The organism is Parabacteroides sp. PM6-13, from assembly GCF_029892605.1.
GTDB lineage: Bacteria > Bacteroidota > Bacteroidia > Bacteroidales > Tannerellaceae > QVMG01.
The window spans coordinates 1-22517 of sequence record NZ_JARXWF010000024.1; the positions used below are offsets into that span (position 1 = coordinate 1).

Below are 22517 nucleotides of genomic sequence, written 5' to 3' on the forward strand. Positions count from 1 at the left end.
GATGGTACTGCTCACAAGGTGGGAGAGTAGGTAGCTGCCGATTTAATCTGAAAAGAGCTTGTTCTTAATTGAACAGGCTCTTTTTTTGGTTTAAAAAATAACTTATTGTCAATTTTACTTGTTATAGTTATAAGAATCCTTAATTGATATAATGAGATAAACTCTTTTACGTTTTTGTTAATAGGTTAGATTAATAGGTATAGAGAATGGTAATACATGGAATTAATAAGGGGCATATCACGTTTCTGCTCTTTGCCCTGTTGTTGGTTGGCTGCAAAAAGAAAGAGACTCCTCAGTTACCCATCGTAATTGTAGATCAACCGGCTAAAGAGGATGTGCAGATTTATGGAGAATATGTAGGCCGTATCCGTGCGGCGAGTTATGTTGAAATACATGCACGGGTCGAAGGTTATCTGGAACAGATGCTCTTTGAAGAGGGCAAGCGGGTCACCCAAAACGCTCCTTTGTTTTTAATCAATTCGGCTCCCTACAGAGCACGCGTGGAAAAGGCGAAAGCACAGCTTAAGAAAGATGAAGCACAAGCCTCGAAGGCTCGCCGGGATGTGGAGCGGTTACGACCCTTATATGAACAGCATGCTGCCAGTCAGTTGGATTTGGATAATGCTATCGCGGCCTTAGAAAATGCGGAGGCCAACATTGCCATGAGCCGGGCCGACCTGGATCAGGCGGAATTGGAATTGAGTTATACTACGGTTCGTTCTCCTTTATCGGGCTATATAAGCGAGCGTTATGTCGATATAGGGGCATTGGTAGGGCCTGGGGTTAACTCCAAATTGGCTGCTGTTGTGAAAAGCGATACGGTCTTGGTTGATTTTAAGATGACCGCCCTGGACTATTTGAGTGCGGAACGACGGAATATCCGTTTTGGCGAGCAAGATACCACCCGCTCCTGGCAGCCTACGGTGACCATTACCTTAGCCGATAATAGCGAATACCCGATAAAAGGAATTGTTGACTTTGCCGATCCCCTGGTCGATCCGGAGACCGGTACCTTTGGCGTGCGTGCCGAACTTCCCAATCCGAACCAACGTCTGTTGCCCGGTCAGTTCACCCGGGTGAAGCTGTTGCTGGATGTACGCGAACGCTCGATTGTTGTTCCCCGGAAAGCACTTTCCATTGAGAGTGGCGGTGCCTTTTTGTATATTGTGCGCCGCGATGGCGTGGCAGAAAAACGTTTTGTTCAGATCGGACCGGAATTAGGAAACAATGTTGTTGTGGAACGTGGCTTGGGTGAGCGTGAGCAGGTCGTTATTGAAGGATACCATAAGCTGGTTCCGGGCATACAGGTGCGAGCTATTCCGGCGAATGATCCCGAAGCGATTGAACTGCTGAAGGAGGAGGATGCGTTATGAAACCGGGATTCTTCATAGACCGTCCGGTCTTTTCTACGGTGCTTTCTTTGTTGATTGTTATCGTGGGGATTCTCGGATTGGTATTGCTTCCGATTGAGCAATATCCGCAGATCACTCCTCCGGTTGTTCGTATCAGCGCCTCTTATTCGGGTGCAAGCGCGTTGACTGTCTCGCAGGCAGTTGCTACGCCGATCGAGCAGGAATTGAACGGAACGCCGGGCATGCTTTATATGCAAAGCAGCAGTTCGAATGCCGGAGGATTGAATATCAACGTTATCTTCGATGTTTCGACTGATCCAGACCTGGCAGCCGTAGAGATACAAAACCGTGTAAAATTGGCAGAGAACCGTTTGCCGGCGGAAGTAATACAAAACGGTATCTCTGTTGAGAAGCAGGCTCCCAGCCAGCTGATGACATTGACGTTGATGTCGGATGATCCGAAGTTCGATGAAATTTACCTGAGTAATTTTGCAACAATCAATGTATTAGATGTATTGCGGCGTATCCCTGGCGTTGGCCGTGTGTCGAATGTGGGTAGCCGTTATTACGGGATGCAGATATGGGTTTATCCCGATCGTTTGGCCAATATGGGGCTGACGGTGAAAGATCTTCAAAATGCCTTGCAGGACCAGAACCGGGAGTCGGCAGCCGGTGAATTGGGGAAGCAGCCTGTGTTGGACGTTGATATTACCTTGCCTATAACCGCTCCGGGTCGTTTGTCGACGGTGCAAGAGTTTGAAGATATCGTGGTTCGTGCGAATAGTGATGGCAGCATCGTGCGCTTGCGCGATGTGGCGCGTGTCTCCCTGGAAGCCTCTTCCTATTCGACGGAGAGTGGTATCAATGGGCAGAACGCCGCTATTCTCAGCATCTATATGTTGCCCGGTGCCAATGCAATGGAGGTAGCCCGGAATGTAAGGGAGGCGATGGCAGAGCTGAGTCAGAATTTCCCGGAGGGGTTGGAATATAACTTCCCTTTCGATATGACCACTTACATCTCTCAATCGATTCATGAGGTGTATAAGACCCTGTTTGAAGCCCTTCTTTTGGTGATTTTGGTGGTGTTTCTCTCTTTGCAAAACTGGCGGGCAGCTCTTATTCCGACTATTGCCGTGCCCATCTCCTTGATCGGAACATTCGGTTTTATGCTGATTATGGGCTTTTCGCTCAATATGCTGACCTTATTGGGATTGATTCTGGCAATCGGTATTGTGGTGGATGATGCGATTGTGGTGGTTGAGAATGTAGAACGCTTGATGGAGGTTGAAAAACTTTCTCCCCGGGAAGCCACGCATAAGGCGATGAAGGAGTTGGCAGGCGCATTGATTGCCACCTCCATGGTATTGGCGGCTGTGTTTATTCCGGTTAGTTTTCTGGGTGGGATCACCGGAATGCTTTATCGTCAGTTCTCTATTACTATTGTCGTTTCCGTTTTGCTCTCAACGGTTGTTGCCCTGACCTTAAGCCCGGCTATGTGTGCGATCCTGTTGCGTCCGGCGAAAGAGCGGAAGCCTTATGTTTTCCGCAAGATCAATCAATGGCTTTCCGTCGGCAACGGTAAGTACACACAGATACTGCAAAAAACAATAGCTCATCCGCGTCGCGTGATGGCAGGCTTTGGATTGGTGCTTGTCTTTATATTTGTCCTGAACCGGATCCTGCCCACCAGCTTTATCCCCGAAGAAGACCAGGGCTTTTTCACCGTTGAACTGGAAATGCCTGAAGGAGCTACGCTGGAGCGAACCCGCGTTGTTACCGATCGTGCCGTTGCGTTTCTGATGGCACAGGAAGCGGTTGATTATGTGCAAAACGTGACAGGAAGCAGTTCGCGGGTCGGTACATCACAGGGCAGAGCTATGCTGACTGTGATTCTGAAACCCTGGGAAGAACGCAAATCGGCTGGTATGAAGGTGGAGCAGGTGATGGATGCTGTCCGGAAAGAGTTCTACTATTATCCCGAAGTAAAGTTTTACCTGAATCGTCCTCCGGTTATTCCCGGCTTGGGTGAGAGTGGCGGTCTGGAGATGCAGTTGGAGGCCCGCGGTAACGCAACGATGGACAACCTACTGGCTGCCCGTGATACTTTTCTTTATTACGCGGAGTTAGCGCCCGAATTGCATAGCATATCCTCTGGTATGCAGTCGGAGATTCCTCAGCTCTATTTTGATGTGGATCGCGACCGCGCGAAGGCATTAGGCATTCCTCTATCGGATATTTTCTCTACGATGAAAGCCTATCTGGGATCGGTTTATGTGAACGACTTCAATATGTTGAACCGCATATACCGTGTGTATATACAGGCGGAAGCACCCTACCGTGCCTCCAAAGAGAACCTGGGGCTTTTCTTTGTGCGTGCCTCCAATGGGGCTATGGTGCCTTTGACCGCTTTGGGTACTACGCAATATACCACCGGCCCGGGAACGATCAAACGGTTTAATATGTACAACACCGCTTCGATCAATGCGGTGGCGGCTCAGGGCTATAGCACGGGAGATGCGATGGAAGCGATGGAGCGCATTGCCCGCGATCGTCTGCCCGATGATATTGGCATCGAATGGAGTGGGCTCTCTTATCAGGAGAAGAAGGCTGGAGGCCAGACGGGTTTTGTCCTGGCTTTGGTGTTTTTGTTTGTATTTCTTTTCCTGGCTGCTCAGTATGAAAGTTGGATCGTGCCGATCGCCGTATTGCTCTCTATGCCGTTTGCTGCCTTGGGTGCCTACCTGGGGGTATGGATCACCGGTTTGGAGAACGATGTCTATTTCCAGATCGGCTTGGTTACTCTGATCGGGCTGGCTGCAAAGAATGCCATTCTGATTGTTGAATATGCCAAGGTGCAGGTCGATAATGGGGTAGAGGTGGTCAAGGCGGCTGTGCATGCGGCTCAAATGCGTTTCCGCCCGATCCTGATGACTTCGCTTGCTTTTATTCTGGGTATGCTTCCGTTGGTATTGGCCAGTGGACCGGGCTCGGCCTCTCGCCATAGCATCGGCACCGGTGTGTTCTTTGGTATGCTGGTGGCTATTACGGTCGGAATCGTTATGGTACCCTTCTTTTTTGTGATGATCTATAAACTGAAAGGAAAGTTATCCGCTCGTCAACGTAAACATGTAATAGAGAATGAACAGAATGTATAGATATATAAGTCTTGCCGCCCTGTTGATCTTATTTGCCACCTCCTGTAAGGTTGGCAAGGAGTATGCGCGGCCGGCATTGAATCTGCCCGAAACACTGGATGCTGAAGCCGATAGCTCGTCGGTCGCCTCTATTCATTGGAAAGCCCTTTATGCAGATCCGGTGTTGCAGAATCTGATTGAAAGAGCTTTGCAGAATAATAAGGATATGTTGATTGCTGCGGCCCGTGTGAAAGAGATGGCGGAGAGCAAGCGTATCTCGTTTGCCAGCCGTTTCCCGGAAATAGGAGCGAGGTTGAACGCGCAGAAAGAGCGGTTGAATTATGGCGGCGACAACCCTAAGCCCGATCCGGAGTTTTCCGGCAAATTGACGGTTGCCTGGGAGTTGGATTTCTGGGGGCGCTTGCGCTGGGCGCATGAGGCCGATGTCGCCGCTTATATGCAAACCGTAGAGGCACAACGTGCTTTGCAAATGTCATTGATTGCCGAGGTGGCTTCCAGTTATTATGAGTTGATGGCCTTAGACAAGGAACTCTCTATCGTGAAGCAAACGAGAGCCGCCCGTGAGCAAGGCGTTCGTCTGGCGAAACTGCGTTATGAAGGAGGATTGACCTCGCAGACTGTTTACAACCAGGCGCAGGTGGAGTTAGCCCGTTCGGAAACCCTGATCCCCACCCTGGAGCGCGATATACGCATCAAAGAAAACGATATTGCCCTTTTGTTGGGAGAATATTCTTTTGAGATACCTCGCCATTCGGCCGACGGGCTTGAAACTCTTCCGGATATGTTGCCTGCCGGGCTTCCCTCTTCTTTGTTGGAGCGTAGGCCTGATATGCGTGCCGCCGAACAAAAACTACGAGCGGCCCACGCACGTGTAGGGGTTGCCTATACCAATCTGTTTCCACGGATCAGCCTGACCGGCAATCTGGGACTGGAAAGCGATGAACTGGCCAACCTGTTGAAGAGCCCGGCTTGGTTTATTGCCGGTGATCTGTTGCAGCCACTCTTTGCTATGGGTAAGAACCGGGCGGCACTGAAGGCAGCCCAGGCTCGTTATGAACAGGAGGTCTATCAATACCAAAAAGAGGTATTGGTCGCTTTTGCCGAGGTGAACGACGCACTGGTTACGATCCGTAAGGTGAAAGAGATCCGTGCGTCGAGAGAAAATTTGCAGGATGCGGCAAATGAATATATGCGTTTAGCTCAATTGCAATATATCAATGGCATCATCAATTACATCGATTTGCTTGACGCACAGCGTGGATTATTAGATGCTCAATTGGGACTCAACGATGCGTTGTTGGCAGAGCAACTGGCCGTTGTCCATCTCTATAAAGTGCTTGGCGGCGGATATAATTAATGCCTGCTTTTACTCCTTTGTTTGTCGGAATATGATCTTTTCATTATATTCGTGCAGTAAATCAAATGAGTATGAAATCACTACATCTAATTATTATCAGTCTGCTCTTCTCGATCGTTACAGAGGCAGCTACGGTTGAAACCGTTCAAGTGTTCAGTAAATCAATGAATAAAGAGATCCCGGTGGTCATTGTCGCGCCGGAGAAAAGTGAGAAACCGCTTCGGACGGTCTATCTCTTGCATGGATATGGCGGCAATGCCAATATGTGGCTCGGCATCAAACCCAATCTGCCGGACATAGCCGAGCGCGACGGACTACTTTTTGTATGTCCGGATGGGCATAATAGCTGGTACTGGGACAGCCCGAAGGATCCTTCTTCCCGCTATGAAACCTTTGTTTCCAAGGAATTAATCGAATACATAGACACGCATTATCCGACGCTACCTGCCAAAGAGGGGCGAGCCATTACCGGCCTTAGCATGGGTGGACATGGTGCGCTTTGGATTGCTTTCCGGCATACGGAAACGTTTGGCGCCGCCGGAAGCAGCAGTGGAGGAGTTGATATTCGTCCTTTCCCTGAGAACTGGGAGATGGATAAACAACTGGGAAGCCTCGAAGAAAATCGCGAACTATGGGACAGTCATACGGTGATCAACCAGATCGATAAGATAAAGAATGGCGACCTGGCATTGATTGTCGATTGCGGCTACGGTGACTTTTTCTTCGAAGTCAATAACAACTTCCATGCGAAGTTATTGGAGAATAAGATCGACCACGACTATCTTGTTCGTCCGGGCGTGCATTATGGTCCTTACTGGAACAACTCGATCGATTATCAGATCTTGTTTTTTATGAAATATTTTCAGAAGAATTAAAAACTTCTATTTAGTATTCTTAGCTACCTGACACCATGCAAAAGATCATTACCGGCTTAGCCTCATACGGCATGTCGGGCTCTGTTTTCCATGCTCCGTTCCTTGATGTTCATCCGGGATTCGAACTGCATACGATTGTTGAACGCAGTAAGGACCTGGCGCGTACGCGTTATCCCCATGTTAAGATTGTGCGCTCGTTTGAAGCCTTATTGGCTATCCCGGAGATCCAATTGGTGGTGGTGAACACTCCGGACACGACCCATTATGATTATGTGAAGCAGGCGTTGTTGGCCGGCAAACATGTTGTGGTGGAGAAACCTTTTGTGTTCGATGTAAATCAGGGGGAAGAGCTGGTAAAGCTGGCGCGGGAGAGGGGATTGCTCTTGGCCGTTTATCAGAACCGGCGCTGGGATTGTGATTTCCTGACGGTGAAGCAGATCCTGGAATCAGGCGTGTTGGGGCGTGTTGTAGAGTTTCAGTCGGCCTTTCAGCGCTATCGTAATTTCATTCAAACAGGGACATGGAAAGAAAAGGCCAATCAGCAGGTGGGGATCACCTACAACCTGGGCTCGCATATGATTGACCAGGCGGTTCAACTCTTCGGAATGCCGCAAGCTGTGTATGCCGATATCGACCGCTTGCGCGATGGGAGTGAGGTGGATGATTATTATTTCATCAAACTGATCTATCCGCAGCTAAAAGTATTGCTTCGCGCCGGCTACCTGATGCGCGAGGAGACACCGCGTTATTATCTGCATGGAACGGAAGGATCTTATGTGAAACATGGTTTGGATCCACAGGAAGAATGTCTGAAGCAAGGCGCTATCCCGACCGGGGCAGCCTGGGGCAAAGAGGCGGAAGCCGCCTGGGGAACCCTCAATACCACAGTGTCGGGCCTGCATTACCGGGGAAAAGTAGAAACACTTCCAGGCAACTACATGGCCTTCTACGATGATATCCATCGCTCGATAACCGATAACCGAAAACCCCTGACCGATGCGGAAGAGGTATTGCAGGTTATCCGCATCATCCAGGCCTCCTTCGAGAGTGCGCGTACAGAGGAGGTGGTACGCCTCTAAAATGCCATTTCTTAAAAAGAACTCTTTTTTTAGCTTCTGTTGTTTGTGTAGGGGGGACTATATGATCGTTCCGGATATTTTTCTTACCTTTGCCGCTCAATAAAATATGGATAATCAACAAAAATAGATAGTATGTTTGAGAATTTAAGCGAACGGTTAGATAGGTCGTTTAAGCTGTTGAAGGGGGAAGGCAAAATTACGGAGATTAACGTTGCGGAAACCCTGAAGGATGTGCGTCGGGCGTTGTTGGATGCTGACGTGAACTATAAAGTTGCCAAGCAATTTACAGATACGGTAAAGGAGAAAGCATTAGGACAGAATGTATTGACGGCAGTGAAGCCCAGTCAGTTGATGGTCAAGATTGTGCATGATGAACTGGCTGCCTTGATGGGTGGAGATACGGTGGATGTGAATCTGGACGGGAGCCCGGCGATTATCCTGATGTCCGGTTTGCAGGGATCGGGTAAGACTACCTTTACCGGCAAATTGGCAAACATGCTGAAAACAAAACGTGGGAAGAAACCTCTTTTGGTGGCTGCCGACGTATATCGCCCCGCGGCTATCGAACAGTTGCATGTTTTGGGCGAGCAGATCGGGGTACCTGTTTATTCCGAAATAGAGAATAAGAATCCGGTTCAGATCGCGCTGAACGCGATTAAAGAGGCAAAAACCAAAGGCAATGACCTGGTGATTGTCGATACGGCAGGTCGTCTGGCTATCGATGAGCAGATGATGAATGAGATTGAAGCCATCAAGAAGGCTATTCAACCGAATGAGACGCTGTTTGTTGTCGACTCCATGACAGGGCAGGATGCTGTTAATACCGCCAAAGAATTTAATGAACGTCTGGACTTTGACGGGGTTGTACTGACCAAATTGGATGGTGACACCCGTGGTGGTGCTGCGCTTTCTATACGTACGGTTGTTAATAAACCGATCAAGTTTGTCGGAACGGGTGAAAAGATGGACGCGCTGGATGTGTTCCATCCCTCACGTATGGCTGACCGTATCTTGGGTATGGGTGATATTGTCTCTTTGGTAGAACGTGCGCAGGAACAGTATGACGAAGAAGAGGCTCGCCGCTTGCAGAAGAAGATTGCGAAAAACCAATTCGACTTCAACGATTTTATCGGTCAGATCCAACAGATCAAGAAGATGGGTAACCTAAAAGAGTTAGCTTCGATGATTCCTGGTGTTGGCAAAGCGATGAAGGATATTGATATCGATGATAATGCGTTTAAAACAATTGAAGCAATTATCTATTCGATGACTCCGGAGGAACGCACGAACCCGGCGGTGTTGAACGGTTCGCGCCGTCAGCGTATTGCCAATGGGAGCGGAACAACGGTGCAGGAGGTCAACAAACTGATCAAGCAGTTTGATGAAACACGTAAGATGATGCGTATGATGACGCAGATGAAACCGGGCATGAAGAATATGCCTAAGATGAAGAGACGATAACTTTCAATGATATAGATTCTATGTATAAGCTTTTAGACGGTAAGGCGGTCTCTGCTCAGATGAAGCAGGAAATGGCCGAAGAGGTGGCTCGCATCAAAGCGGAAGGTGCTAAAATACCTCACCTGGCAGCTATTCTGGTAGGACATGATGGCGGCAGTGAAACGTATGTGGCCAGTAAGGTTCGCACGTGTGAAGAGATCGGATTCAAATCTTCTCTGATTCGTTACGAGGACGATGTAACGGAGGAGGAGTTGTTGAACCAGGTGGAAGCATTGAATAATGATCCGGATGTGGATGGATTTATTGTGCAGCTCCCTTTGCCGAAGCATATATCGGAACAAAAAGTGATTGAAGCCATTGATTATCGTAAGGATGTGGATGGGTTCCATCCGATCAATGTGGGTCGTATGTCGATTGGTCTTCCCTGTTTCCTTTCAGCTACGCCGGCCGGTATTTTGGAACTTCTCCGTCGCTATGAAATAGAGACGCAGGGCAAGCATTGTGTGGTATTGGGACGTAGCAATATCGTCGGTAAACCGATGGCGACCTTGATGATGCAAAAAGCTTATCCGGGCGATTGTACGGTAACGGTATGCCATAGCCGTAGCAAAAACCTGAAAGAAATGTGCCAGAGCGCTGATATTATTATCGCGGCATTAGGCGTTCCCGAATTCCTGAAAGGGGATATGGTGAAAGAGGGTGTCGTTGTGGTGGATGTTGGCACGACGCGTGTGCCCAGCACGCTGACGAAGAGCGGATTCAAACTGACCGGTGATGTGAAGTTTGATGAGGTAGCACCTAAGTGTTCCTATATTACGCCGGTACCAGGTGGGGTAGGGCCGATGACGATTATTTCGCTTATGCGTAATACGCTTTTGGCTGGAAAAAAAGAAATTTATGGTTAAATCTCTTGCGATTTAATAAATAAGTTCTATCTTTGCACCGTCTTAAAAAGAAGTGTCTTTTGGATAGACAAATATGGTGATTGTAGCTCAGCTGGTTAGAGCATTGGATTGTGGTTCCAAGGGTCGCGGGTTCGAATCCCGTCTTTCACCCCTCTTAAGCCGTTCTCTTTATAGGGAGCGGCTTTTTATATGTCCTTTTTTATCTGATTACGCCCTGTTTTGTGTTTTTTTAGCCTTTCCCCTGAAACAGGGAAGGCAAAAGAATTGTATTATTGCATTTCTAAACAATAATACAATTATGAAGAAGATTTTATGGCTATCTTTTCTATGGCTCTCCATCGTTGCGTCAGCACAGGTTACAAAAACGGATTATGAGCGTTCCGATACGATACTGAACCTGAATAAATATGTTTACGCTGCCTCCATACGGCCTCAATGGATTAGCGGCACGCATACTTTCTGGTATGTGAACCATGAAAGAGGAGGGGATTTCTACTATATGGTCGATGCCGACAAACGACAAAAAAACTATGCTTTCTCCCACGACAAACTGGCCTCCTTGTTGAGTAAGGAGATCGAAGGGAAAGTAACCCCGGAAAAGCTGCCTCTGACCCAAGTGGAGTTTCCCACTAAAGAGGAGATGACCTTTATGGCCGGAGGAGCCGGTTGGAAATATATGATTCGTCAGAATCGCTTGATCCGCACGAACGACAACAACACAACGGAAGAAAATCGTCCGCGAAGGGAGTATGGTGCGCCAACCCGTCCCGGAAACACGGTGGTGTCGCCCGACAATCTATGGGAAGCCTATATCCGCGATCATAATGTATATATAAAGCGTACGTTCAATAAAGAGGAGTTTGCCTTGACCATGGACGGTACCATGAATCATTATTATAGTTCGCAATTGCTCTGGTCGCCGGATTCTAAGCGATTGATCACACTTAAGGTGAGAGATACGGAGACGCGCCGGATTCCATTGATCGAGTCGGCTCCGGAGCAACAGTTGCAACCCGAGCTCCGATGGCGCAATTATGCTAAGCCGGGCGATCTGTTAGCGGTGAGGCTACCGGTTATGTTCGATATTGAGAATAAAGTGCAGATGCCATTGGATACCGATTTGTTTGAAAACCAGTATTCTCTCCGGTTGACCGGATGGCGTGCAGACGGGAGAGGCTTTACCTTTGATTTTAACCAAAGAGGACATCAGCGTTATATTGTGGGTGAAGTGAGTGCGAAAGATGGGAAGATTCATCACGTGGTCGATGAGCAATCGGAAACGTTTATCTATTACAATACGCTTTATAAGTATTACCTGAACGACGGACAACAAACGTTATGGGTCTCAGAACGTGACGGATGGCGCCACCTGTATATGCTTGACGGTAATACGGGTCGTGTGATCCGGCAGATCACCCAAGGCGAATGGGTGCTCAGAGATGTGTTGAAAGTGGATGAAGAGCAGGGAATAGTCTATTTCACTGCTTCCGGTTTTAATCCGAATGAAGACCCTTATAACCTTCATTATTGCCGCATCAAGCTCGATGGTACCGGCTTTGCCGATCTGACAAAAGAAAATGGAAACCATCGCGCTCTCTTTTCGGATGACTATGCCTATTTTGTTGATTCCTACTCACGTCCGGATCTGCCTGCGGTTCATGTGTTGAAAAAGACCGATACAGCCGATACGGCAATGGAATTGGAAAAGGCCGATATCGATGATTTGATAGCCAAAGGCTGGACCATGCCGGAGGTGTTTCATGCCAAAGGGCGGGATGGGAAAACTGATATATGGGGGAATATTATTCGCCCCAGCCATTTTGATCCGAATAAGCGTTATCCGGTGATTGAAATGATCTATGCCGGACCGCATGATTCACATGTGAATAAGGATTTTTCGCCTACATACCATTTGATTTCCAAATTGGCCGAATTGGGTTTTATTGTGGTGTCGATCGATGGAATGGGAACTTATAACCGTTCTAAAGCCTTCCATGATGTATCCTGGAAGAACCTGAAAGACGCCGGCTTCCCGGATCGTAAGTTATGGATCAAGGCGGCTGCTGAGAAATATCCCTATATGGATATATCTAAGGTGGGTATATATGGCTGGTCGGCTGGTGGGCAGAATGCTATGGCAGCGTTGCTTTTCCACAATGATTTCTATAAGGTGGCGGTTGCCTTCTGCGGCTGTCATGATAACCGGATGGATAAGATATGGTGGAACGAGCAATGGATGGGCTATCCGATCGATAAGTCCTATAGCGAGTCTTCGAATGTCGATAATGCTCATCTATTAAAAGGAAAACTGCTTCTTATCAACGGCGAATTGGATGATAATGTCGATCCGACCTCTACCCTGCAAGTAGTCAGTGCTTTGATGAAAGCCAATAAAAACTTCGAACAGCTTTACCTGCCCGGTAAAGGACATAGCTTAGGAGGTAGTTTTGAATTGCGCAAAATGCACGATTTCTTTGTGAAGCACCTGAAAAACCAGGATCCACCGGAGTGGGAGTGATTTCATCTGTTTTGCTCATGATCACAAAAACGATCATGAGCAAAACGGCTGTTATTCATCCTCTGTCCTGCAACCGCAAAAGTTCATTTCCGTTCTTGCTTTTTCGGGAGAAGCCACAAAGTAAAGCATTTCACTTTGAGAACAAACTTCGTTGTTTGAATTATATATCTCGGAAGTGATATAGACCAGGTTGCGTTTTTGTTCTTTAATCCTTGCACGGATAACAAGCTTGGGCTCTTCTGTGGATATGGGTTTCAGATATCGAACTTCCATCTTCGAGGTAACACCCGTTGTTTGCAATTTGCGGGCAACCACCCAGCCTCCGACTTCGTCCATCAACGTTGCTACAATACCTCCATGAAGTGTATTAATCCACCCCTGATACCATTTCTGCGGTTCCCAAATACCCACTACGTCGTCGCCATCTTCATAAAAGTCCATTTGTAACCCCTGCGGATTATGTGGCGCACAACCAAAACACATATAGCCTTCCCGCCCTTCCCACGGATTTATAATCTTTTTCATACGTCATTTTTATTGTTTATAGTTCGATCGTATGGAACTCGCAATTAATGTCATCGCCTCTGGCGAAACAGGTTTAAAGGCTCGTTTCATATACAATAAATAAAAATACAAATATAAGTTCCTTTAATAAAAAAAGCAATCACATAAACTATGCAACTGCCTGATCTTCACATGAGCGGTAGGCGAGATTCGAACTCGTGACCCTCAGCTTGGGAAGCTGATGCTCTACCAACTGAGCTACTACCGCGAATGATGTGCGGCAAATGTAGTGATAAATTCATTTCTTTCGTATTTTTGCGGAGAAAAATATAGTGGAGAAAAAATGAAAGAGAAACTGACGTTGGTTAAGGTAGGAGGGAAGATTGTGGAGGAGGCGGATACGCTGAATCAGTTGTTGCACGATTTTGCCTCCATTCCCGGATATAAGGTATTGGTGCATGGAGGTGGCCGTTCGGCTACGGCTATGGCTGCGCGTTTGGGTATTGAAAGCCGGATGGTAGACGGTCGCCGGATTACCGATTTGGAAACCCTGCAGGTGGTTACGATGGTGTATGGTGGCTTGGTGAACAAGAATATAGTAGCCGGTTTGCAGGCGTTGGATGTGAACGCGTTAGGAATGACCGGTGCGGACATGAACCTGATGCGCTCGGAGAAGCGGCCGGTGAAAGAGGTCGACTATGGCTTTGTTGGTGATGTGAAAGAGGTGAATGCCGACCTATTGGCCTCGTTGATCCGACAGGGCATTGTGCCGGTATTGGCTCCATTGACCCATGACAAACAAGGGCATATGCTCAATACCAATGCCGATACGATAGCCGGAGAAGCCGCCAAGGCGTTGGCCAAACATTTTGAGGTGACGCTTATGTTTTGCTTTGAAAAGAAAGGGGTGTTATTGGATGCGGAAAATGACGATAGCGTGATCCCTGAAATTGATCAGGATACTTTCCGGAAATATGTGGCTGAGGGTATCATCCAGGGAGGCATGATTCCCAAACTGGAGAATGCCTATCAGGCCATCGATGCCGGAGTGAAAGAGGTGATCATCACCCAAGCCTCAGATATCCATAAGAATACCGGAACGAAGGTATTCGTCTCCCCGCAATAAAGAAGAGAGAAGACATGATAATGCGACAAAGGGTGCTCCTTCCCAGGATCACCCTTCGTCTTTTGGTATGCCTATTAAAAAACCTAAATTAAAACTGCCATCGGTAAATTAATACTTAATAATACATATCACTTGTGGTGTATGAAATCTCTGATACCAGTTCTCCATTTTGTTCCGTAATTTTAATCTTGTTTTCTCTCAATAGCCAACCTAATGAAAGAAAAATGACCGATTCCTGTTTATAGGTCAATTCGCCTATTTTCCTGATCGAGAGTCGCCCTTTTTGTGATAAAAGAGTGTACACATCTCCCGCGTTACTTCCAATTTCGTGAGTCAACATAGGTAAAGTTTTTTTAAAGTTATTTTTTATTGTTATTTGATAATCGCTATAGGTATATAAGTAAAAATTGCAATCTGTTCATAGTCATAGTTGTTAAGTCGAATAAGTAAATATAGTTATGACAAAATTAGTGGAATATTTCGTGCAAATCATGCCAATAATATTTTTAAAAGTCATTTTTTATGTCTATATTTGTCATGAACACTTTCTATGAAACGATGGACTTGTCTGAATCCGACATGATTCTCTCTGTTGGATAAACTTTAGTGAATGGAAATACGTTTTTTTTGTTGAACCATAACGCTTACTATAATGAATGATTGTGATATGAATAAGGCGTTCTCAAGCGCTTTGGAGAAGAAGATTCCCAAGAAGACTGTCTTAGCAGATTTTGTGGCTACCACTTTGTGTATGGAAAAAGAAACCGCCTATCGGCGATTGCGGGGAGAGGTGCCTTTTACGCTTCGTGAGACCTCTATTTTGGCCTTAAAACTAAATATTTCGCTGGATGAAATCATTGTTCAAGGCGAGAATGATTCGTGTAATAAGTTGTTGATGCGTTTGCCGAAATCCTATTTGAATGTGGATAAAAAATCCCCTATCATACATGATGCGATAGCTTATCTGGAGACACTTATGGAAGATTCCTATTCTGAGTTTGCCATGGCTTTATCGGGCATTCCTTTTACACTTTTCTTTCCCTATCGCTTGTTGTCGCGGTTTATGCTATTGAAATATGCCCATCATGCGGATAATTCGCTTACATCTACTCCGTATGACAGGATTGTGGAGCCGAATGAGCTCATTGATTGTCGGAACGATTTGGAGTGTTTGTTGAAGGAAATAACGGAAACCTATTATATCTGGGATCGCAATATCGTAAAGACATTGGTAGACGACATAAAATATGCGAAGAGTATACGTTTGATAACCGATGAGGACATTGTCGGGTTGAAGAAGGAGTTGTATCGTTTCTTAAACGATCTGGAGAGTCTGGCTTCAAGAGGAAGATATGAAGAAACGGGGAATAAGTTCGAATTATATATTTCAGACGCTCACATCGATATCTCGTATGCCTATATCTCTTCTCCCGAGCGGCATGCCAGCATGCTTTCCTCTTTTATCTTCTATATGATGATGTCGGAAGATGCGAATGCCTTTGCCCAGGTAAATCATTGGATTAAGTCCCTGAAGCGTTACTCTACACTAATCTCGGGCATTGGAGAGCGGGAGCGAATCCTCTTTTTTGACCAGCAGCGTGAGGCGGTCGATGCCTTATAGTTTAATCTTGTACCTGCATGGGTTGTATCTCCAGAGGTGTCTCTTCTACAGCCTCTTCTACTACCGGAGGAGGCGGGAACCCCGCTTGGTCGGTGCTTCTGATTTTGATGTTTTTGAAAGAGATAGAGGCAGCTCCGTGTTTGCCTTGCAGGCCGATATAGCCTTTTGTCGGTTTGTCGGCTAGTGGGGTAGGCAGCCAGGAGGGTATTTCCGAACCGTCGGGGTTTTCTGTTCCTGATGTCCACTGAGCCATATTCATATTGGTTATTTTTTTGCCATTCAACACCACGGTAATATGCTGTCCTGAACAACGGATACGGAGGTGGTTCCATACCCCCGGCTTTTTAACCACCTTCTCGGTATGCGGTCCCAGATGTCCATAGATAGCACCGCACCGCTCAAAAGGTTTCGCATCTGCCCATTGTGCGTAGTGGTCGTCGGCTATCTGTACCTCGACAGAGTTGGGGATCCAGTTGGTGGTATCCGTGCAATAGACCACCACACCGCTGTTCGTGCCTCGGTCGTTTTTGAAGTTCAAGTCGATCTCGAAGTTCTCATATTCAATCGCTGTCCATATGACTTTGTCTTTGGTCGCCGTGAGTACGCCATTCGCCTCATACCAGGCTTCAGGATCATAGTGCGCCTCAGAAAGATGTTCACCAAACAGCGGAATCCATTTGTTTTTTATTTGCGAAAATGCCTGGGAGGAAAGACATAAGCATCCGCATACAGCTAATATTCTAACAAGATATTTCATTGTTCATTTGTTTTTATACCCGGAAAGGTGTGTCAAAGATATCTATTTTTTCTGTGATAAGACAAAAAAAGGGCGCCTTGTGGGGCGCCCTTTATGATGATTCGGTTTAGTAACCTTCGTTCTGCGTGTAAAGACCCGGGTTTACATTGATCTGATTCATAGGAATCGGATAGAGGTAACGTCCGTTTTTCACATTATTCACATCGGTTCCTTCCTGATTGTTGTAGCGGTTGAATTTATCCACGATGGCTGTTTGCCATTCGCCATAGCGTATCAGGTCGAACCAACGCACGCCTTCACCCATCAATTCCACGCGACGTTCGCGTTTCACGAATGCCAGGGCTTCGGCTGATGAAGAGGCTGTTTCTGGCGCGCATCCGGCTCTTTCACGGATACGGTTCACGATCTTCATAGCACCGGCAACATCTTTAGTAGCCAAAATCTCAGCATACATCAACAGGATATCTTCGTAGCGAAGCACCGGGTAGTTCACAGGCCAGTCGTTGTAGTCTTTCATATCGCCTTCCACTTCTGCAATCCCCAGTTCCGCCAATTTTCTTTTTGTAGGCAGGTATTTATAGAACATCGTGCGTACCAGTACGTCTACTTTGCTGCCATCGGCTAATGTCATCTCTTCGGTTGCGTTGGAATAAGGAACCCAGTTCGGCTCTTCCTCGAATCCGATCAGGATGGAATGGTCATGTCCGCGCAGGTCTTTCTGCATCACTCCGTCCACATTGTATTCTCTGTCGAATTCATACATCAGGGTTTTTTCTACCCAAATGCTGTTCCCAAAGATTCTCAACGTGGTATATGATGGAGGGAGAGCTGGGCTAAAGTTGAATATAGCCGTATTTCCTGTTCCACCTGCGCGATACTGAATAGCAAAGATCGAATATTTGTTGTAATAGTCGCTGGAAGGCATCCATTGTTTGCGCCATTCGTCGATATTCGGTGCCCAGTATTTGTTTCCATTGCTTTCCGAGTAATCGATCACCGATTTCAGTTCTGCTTCAGCCAGGGCGAGTGATGCATTGTCGTTGATCGGGAAGCCCGCTTTGGTCATATAGACGCGTGCCAACATCGCTGATGCTGCCATTTTATCGGCGCGACCGCTTTTCGCAATCGAACCGCCGGTGCTGCTAATCAGTTTATCGCTTGTCGGTAGTTTTGCTTTCGCTGTGGTCAGGTCGGGAATGATGATCTTGTCATATACCTCTTTTGCCGTCGACTGCGGTGTCTCTTTTACTTCGTTGGGGGACATCGGTGAGTCGATGATGGGGATATTACCGAACAGGCGTACCAGTTCAAAGTAAGCCCAACCTCTCAGGAAGTATGCTTCGCCCAAGAATTGATCTTTCATTGTTGCATTAGCAAAATCGCACCCTTCGATCTTTACCAAAGCAACATTGGCATCGTAGATCACCTTATACCAATGGTTCCAGGCATTGTTGCAGGTAATAAGGTCTTGTCCGGCTCTGAAGGTAGAGATTTCGCTATACTCTCTGAGACCATCGGTAATCGGCGCAGCCCAAACATTGTCCGAACGACATTCCGAGAGCTGGAGATATTCTTCATCCGCGAGGTATCTGAGATTGCCATAGATACCGATCACTCCTTGTTCCGATTGTGAAGGAGTCTGGTAGAATCCTTCCGAGCTGAGCAGGTTGGCCGGCGGCGTGCTGAGGAAATCCTCGCAAGAGGTAGCAGTAAACAGGAGTATGCCGGCTGCTAAGATATTTCTTAAATTGATTCGTATTGATTTCATAATATAATACATTGTTTAGTTAGAAATTGATATTTACCCCAACAGTGAAGATACGCGGCAGCGGATAGGAACCGTAGTCAAGTCCTAATGCGCTTTGTCCACCGGGTGATGAGCTGGATGCCGTATTGGCTGCTTCCGGAGAATAACCACCGTAGTAGCTATCGAACTTCGCTAAGTTTTCGATCGAGAGATAAACTCTGGCGTAGGAGATCACCTGCGGATTGATCGGTAGTTTGTAACCGATTGTCAGGTTCTTGATGCGCAGGTAGTCTGAAGAATATAACCAGCGTGAGTCGAGGGTTGTACCGGTTGTCGTACTCAAGATGTAAGGCACTTTACCGTTACCCGGTTCGTCTTCCGACCACCAGCTTTCTCTCCAATGCCCCATTACGTTGCTCTTGGCACCCATGCTCGGACGGTCGTTGGCGCGACCGAACACACCAAAGATCTTACCACCTGTCTGTGCTGTCAATAAGATAGACATGTCAAATCCTTTGTAAGAGAATGTATTGGTCATACCATAGGTCATCTTAGGCGTAGGACTGCCCAGGAAGTCGCGGTCGTTGTCTTTGTCGTATACACCGTCGTTGTTTACGTCGCGGTAGCGGATATCACCCGGTTTGATCGTTTTTCCTTCGAAAGTAACGGGCTTGCCACCGTGAGCAGCGCTGTAGTCGTCGATCTCTTTCTGGTTCATCCACACGCCTTCGGCATCATACATATAGAATGTGTTGATGGCTTTGCCTACGGTTAATACGTTAGAATAGTTACTACCCTGGAAACCGGAATAGATCGGGGTATCGTCAACGCCTAATGAGATCACTTCGTTTTTGTTGTAAGAAACATTGAAAGAGGTGTTCCACTTAAACGCGCCATTCATATTTACCGTATTCAATTCCACTTCAAACCCTTCGTTGTGGATGTCTCCCAGGTTGTCCCAAACCGTGGTGAAGCCCGATGCTCCCATAGAAGGCACCTGATAGAGCAGGTCTCTGGTGTTTTTAGTGTACCAGTCTAACGACAGCTGAACGCGGTTGTTGAACAGACCGAAGTCAAGAGCTACGTCTGTACTATGTGTCTTTTCCCATCCCAGGTCAGCATTACCCAATGAGTTGGCGTTGTATCCGGGAGATCCTCCATAGATAACCGCTGCCAATGAAGGATAAGCCGCTGTGTTGCTGATTGAGTTGTTACCGGTTACCCCGTAGCTGGCTCTCAGCTTTAAGGTGTTCAGCCAGCTGACTTCCATGTTTTTGAAGAAAGGTTCGTTCGAGATCATCCAACCTCCGGATACAGCCGGGAATAACCCCCATTTGTTGTTTGCACCGAATACGGAACCACCGTCATAACGCAAACTACCGGAGATCATATAACGTTCGTCGAAGTTATAGCTCAAACGTCCGAACGCCGAAGCCAGACGGCTTTCTGTTTTTTGTGTTACCGTATTATCCTTAGCGGCTACTTTTGATCCGTCAAACGAGTACACGATAGCATCGTTGGGGAACGGTTTGTTGAACGACTGGTTGGTAGAGAACCCGATATTTCCTTGCTCTTGAGAAGCACCGAGCATAGCGCCCACCGTGTGCTTGCCGAAGGTTTTGTCGTAGTTGGCTACTGCCTGAATCAGTGTGCTCCAGGTTCTTTCCGTATTATGCGCACCCGATGAGTTGGCTCCTTCGCCTTGTGCCCAGTTAGAAGTGGCGCTCGAGAAAGAATAGGTTGAACCGTCTAAGTCATAGTAGTTGGCAGATGCTGATAGTTCAACACGCAGCCCTTCCAGCGGGGTGATACGCAGGAATGCGTTACCGATTATGCGTACCATCTCGTCGTGACGGATGTTGGTATTCATAATGTATGTCGGGCTGGCAGTAGATCCCGCCCAAGGGTAAAGTATGTTAGGTTCTACGTTGACCATATAACCTACGCCCGGATTAGATACCGGCGTGGCGGTCAACACTTGGTGGGCCTGGCTGTCTTTACCGTTCGCTCTGCCTGCGCCGTCTCTGCGTATGTAGGTCGGAGCCAATGACATACCGGCGGTGAAATATTTGTTGATCTTTGATTCGATATTGGTACGGAAAGCGAAACGCTCATAATTGGTCCCCGTTGCAATACCTTCCTGATTCAGGTAGCCTCCCGAGAAGAGGTAGTTGGTGTTCTCTGTGCCTCCTGAGATACTCAGACCGTATTCCTGAACGGCTGCGTCGCGATAGAACTCATCTTGCCAGTCTAACAGGGATAATCCTTCGCCTGTCTGTTCATAGGTATGCGATGCTCTCGTCTCATCGCTCATATATTGGAACCAACGATCATCATTGTAGAAGTTGTAGTTGGGAGCAGTCAGTCCCAGTTTTCTCATACGTTCAGCATTTGAATCTTTGATGCTCACATCCACTCCTTTTTTCTTACCTTCGGCAAGATATGAATGGTCATTCCATTTGGTACGGAATTCCATCCATTCAACGGCACTCAATACATCGAGTTTCTTTTCCAGTGTCTGCACACCATAGCTGGCGTTGAACGAGATCGTCGGCTTGCCGCTCTTCCCTTTTTTGGTCGATACGATCACCACCCCGTTTGATCCACGCGAACCGTAGATAGCTGCTGAGGCAGCATCTTTCAATACTTCGATAGAGGCGATATCGGCGGGGTTGATACTGCTCAAGGTGTTCATCGGCACACCGTCGACCACATACAACGGATCCGAGCTGGCATTTACCGAAGCAGCACCACGCACGCGGATCTGCATATCGGCACCCGGCTCACCGGTAGTTGTACGTACGGTTACACCCGCCAACTGACCCTGTAAGGCCGTTTCGGCACGTGCCAACGGACGGTTCTCAATCCCTTTGGAGTCCATCTTGGATACGGCGGAGGTCAGGTTACTCTTCTTTACGGAACCGTAACCGATCACCACCACCTCGTCCAATGTCTGGCTGTCTTCCTTCAGGGTGATGTTGAACACTGTCTTCCCGGCTACCGAAATGGTTTGGGGTACATAGCCGATATAGCTCACTTTCAGCGTAGCCTTTTCGGGTACACCGGAAAGCGTGAAATGGCCATCCATATCCGTGACAGCACCCCTCGTTGTTCCATCGATCACAATACTGGCGCCGATAACCGGTTCCCCGGTGTTGTCTATTACCGTACCGGAAACACTCTTTTCCTGGGCGAATAGCGCAGTGGCGGCCACTAAAAATAAGGTTACAAAAAACAGTTTGGAGCATTTATCCTTTAGATAAATCATCCTTTCTTTTCTCTTCATGATCTTCATGTGAATTTTGGATTAATAAATGAAAGATTAATTTTTTTAACATAATAGTTCATTTGACAAACATATGGATAAAAGCACAAAAATATAGGCGGGAAAAGGTCTATAAAGGTGTAAAAGCGTGCATCTTCGTGAAGAATAATGCACCCCTCGCGTTTAGCTGGACAATATTGCAGGTGCTTGGACGATTATACCGGGTAGTCCCTCGGAGGCCATTGGGGGAAAGGAGAAGGGAGAAAGGAGAAAGGAGAAGGGAGTGATTAATGATTAGTGATTAATGGGGAGTGGAGAGTGAGGAGTGGGGGGATAACAAATAGCAATCATAGATTGCTCCGCTCTGTAGCCAGTTGCCTCAGGCTGCTGGGAATCAAATGGGAGAGAATGTGAAGGGGAAAGGAGAAAGGAGAAAGGAGTGATTAATGATTAGTGATTAATGGGGAGTGGAGAGTGAGGAGGGGGGGAATAACAAATAGCAATCATAGATTGCTCCGCTCTGTAGCCAGTTGCCTCAGGCTGCTGGGAATCAAATGGGAGGGAATGTAAAGGAGAAAGGAGAAAGGAATTGGATAGAGGGCGCGCAAACGCCGCCTGGCGGCGATATGTATACAGCCCCGTGCGGAAGCGCGGGGTAATGAATTGCGCAATCAACAGCGCCGCGTAGCGGTGCTATGTAGGGCGTGTCCGAGAAACTGTGTCAGCATCTTTTTTTAATAAATCAATACTCATCGGTCGGGGAGCGCCCTAGCGGCAAGGGGCGGGACCACCCGT

Annotated in this window: 15 protein-coding genes and 2 tRNA genes; 11 read left to right on the forward strand and 6 right to left on the reverse strand. The window is 47.3% G+C overall.

All coding sequences use genetic code 11. The annotated features are described in order from the left end of the window. Window positions 1-206 precede the first annotated feature (206 nt). The 9 genes from M2134_RS15245 (at window position 207) to M2134_RS15285 (ending at window position 12702) form a co-directional block, all read left to right on the forward strand. The gene (locus M2134_RS15245) at window positions 207-1373 is read left to right on the forward strand and encodes an efflux RND transporter periplasmic adaptor subunit (protein ID WP_280752376.1); all 1167 of its coding nucleotides are present in this window, start codon (window positions 207-209) and stop codon (window positions 1371-1373) included. Continuing rightward, window positions 1370-4507, forward strand: coding sequence for a multidrug efflux RND transporter permease subunit (locus M2134_RS15250; RefSeq protein ID WP_280752375.1), 3138 nt, complete (start codon window positions 1370-1372; stop codon window positions 4505-4507). Before M2134_RS15245 ends, M2134_RS15250 begins: the two co-directional genes overlap by 4 nt. Beyond that, window positions 4491-5864, forward strand: coding sequence for an efflux transporter outer membrane subunit (locus tag M2134_RS15255; RefSeq protein ID WP_280752374.1), 1374 nt, complete (start codon window positions 4491-4493; stop codon window positions 5862-5864). Before M2134_RS15250 ends, M2134_RS15255 begins: the two co-directional genes overlap by 17 nt. Window positions 5865-5929: 65 nt before the next feature. Then, window positions 5930-6739: an alpha/beta hydrolase family protein gene (locus tag M2134_RS15260; RefSeq protein WP_280752373.1), complete on the forward strand. Its 810-nt coding sequence runs from the start codon at window positions 5930-5932 to the stop codon at window positions 6737-6739. Between the two features lie 35 nt (window positions 6740-6774). Further along, window positions 6775-7818, forward strand: a complete 1044-nt coding sequence (locus tag M2134_RS15265) for a Gfo/Idh/MocA family oxidoreductase (protein WP_280752372.1) — start codon at window positions 6775-6777, stop codon at window positions 7816-7818. A gap of 132 nt (window positions 7819-7950) precedes the next feature. After that, complete coding sequence (gene ffh, locus M2134_RS15270; protein ID WP_280752371.1) at window positions 7951-9279, forward strand: signal recognition particle protein; 1329 nt, start codon at window positions 7951-7953, stop codon at window positions 9277-9279. A gap of 20 nt (window positions 9280-9299) precedes the next feature. Continuing rightward, a complete protein-coding gene (gene folD, locus M2134_RS15275; RefSeq protein ID WP_280752370.1) occupies window positions 9300-10184 on the forward strand; it encodes a bifunctional methylenetetrahydrofolate dehydrogenase/methenyltetrahydrofolate cyclohydrolase FolD in 885 nt (294 codons plus the stop codon). A 75-nt stretch (window positions 10185-10259) separates the two neighbouring features. After that, window positions 10260-10335: transfer RNA gene (locus M2134_RS15280), tRNA-His, on the forward strand. Window positions 10336-10482: 147 nt separating this feature from the next. Then, window positions 10483-12702 (forward strand): S9 family peptidase, encoded by a 2220-nt coding sequence (locus tag M2134_RS15285; protein ID WP_280752369.1) that lies wholly within the window; start codon window positions 10483-10485, stop codon window positions 12700-12702. A gap of 51 nt (window positions 12703-12753) precedes the next feature. Here the strand turns inward: M2134_RS15285 and M2134_RS15290 are convergent, their stop codons facing one another. Together M2134_RS15290 and M2134_RS15295 are read right to left on the reverse strand one after the other, a co-directional pair. Next, the gene (locus M2134_RS15290) at window positions 12754-13227 is read right to left on the reverse strand and encodes a PaaI family thioesterase (RefSeq protein WP_280752368.1); all 474 of its coding nucleotides are present in this window, start codon (window positions 13225-13227) and stop codon (window positions 12754-12756) included. Between the two features lie 174 nt (window positions 13228-13401). Further along, window positions 13402-13474: transfer RNA gene (locus M2134_RS15295), tRNA-Gly, on the reverse strand. Window positions 13475-13549: 75 nt separating this feature from the next. Between M2134_RS15295 and argB the strand changes: the two genes are divergently transcribed. Further along, entirely contained in the window at window positions 13550-14332 is a 783-nt protein-coding gene (argB, locus tag M2134_RS15300) for an acetylglutamate kinase (RefSeq protein WP_280752367.1), read from the forward strand. A 115-nt stretch (window positions 14333-14447) separates the two neighbouring features. On the opposite strand, the gene M2134_RS15305 is transcribed toward argB, so the two are convergent. Then, window positions 14448-14672, reverse strand: coding sequence for a winged helix-turn-helix domain-containing protein (locus tag M2134_RS15305; RefSeq protein WP_280752366.1), 225 nt, complete (start codon window positions 14670-14672; stop codon window positions 14448-14450). 327 nt (window positions 14673-14999) lie between these two features. On the opposite strand from M2134_RS15305, the gene M2134_RS15310 reads away from it, so the two are divergent. Next, complete coding sequence (locus M2134_RS15310) at window positions 15000-15953, forward strand: hypothetical protein (protein ID WP_280752365.1); 954 nt, start codon at window positions 15000-15002, stop codon at window positions 15951-15953. Window position 15954: 1 nt separating this feature from the next. Here the strand turns inward: M2134_RS15310 and M2134_RS15315 are convergent, their stop codons facing one another. The 3 genes from M2134_RS15315 to M2134_RS15325 form a co-directional block, all read right to left on the reverse strand. Then, window positions 15955-16710, reverse strand: coding sequence for a DUF1080 domain-containing protein (locus tag M2134_RS15315; RefSeq protein WP_280752364.1), 756 nt, complete (start codon window positions 16708-16710; stop codon window positions 15955-15957). 106 nt (window positions 16711-16816) lie between these two features. Continuing rightward, window positions 16817-18478, reverse strand: coding sequence for a RagB/SusD family nutrient uptake outer membrane protein (locus tag M2134_RS15320; RefSeq protein WP_280752363.1), 1662 nt, complete (start codon window positions 18476-18478; stop codon window positions 16817-16819). Between the two features lie 19 nt (window positions 18479-18497). Then, window positions 18498-21725, reverse strand: a complete 3228-nt coding sequence (locus M2134_RS15325; RefSeq protein ID WP_280758214.1) for a TonB-dependent receptor — start codon at window positions 21723-21725, stop codon at window positions 18498-18500. Window positions 21726-22517 lie beyond the last annotated feature (792 nt).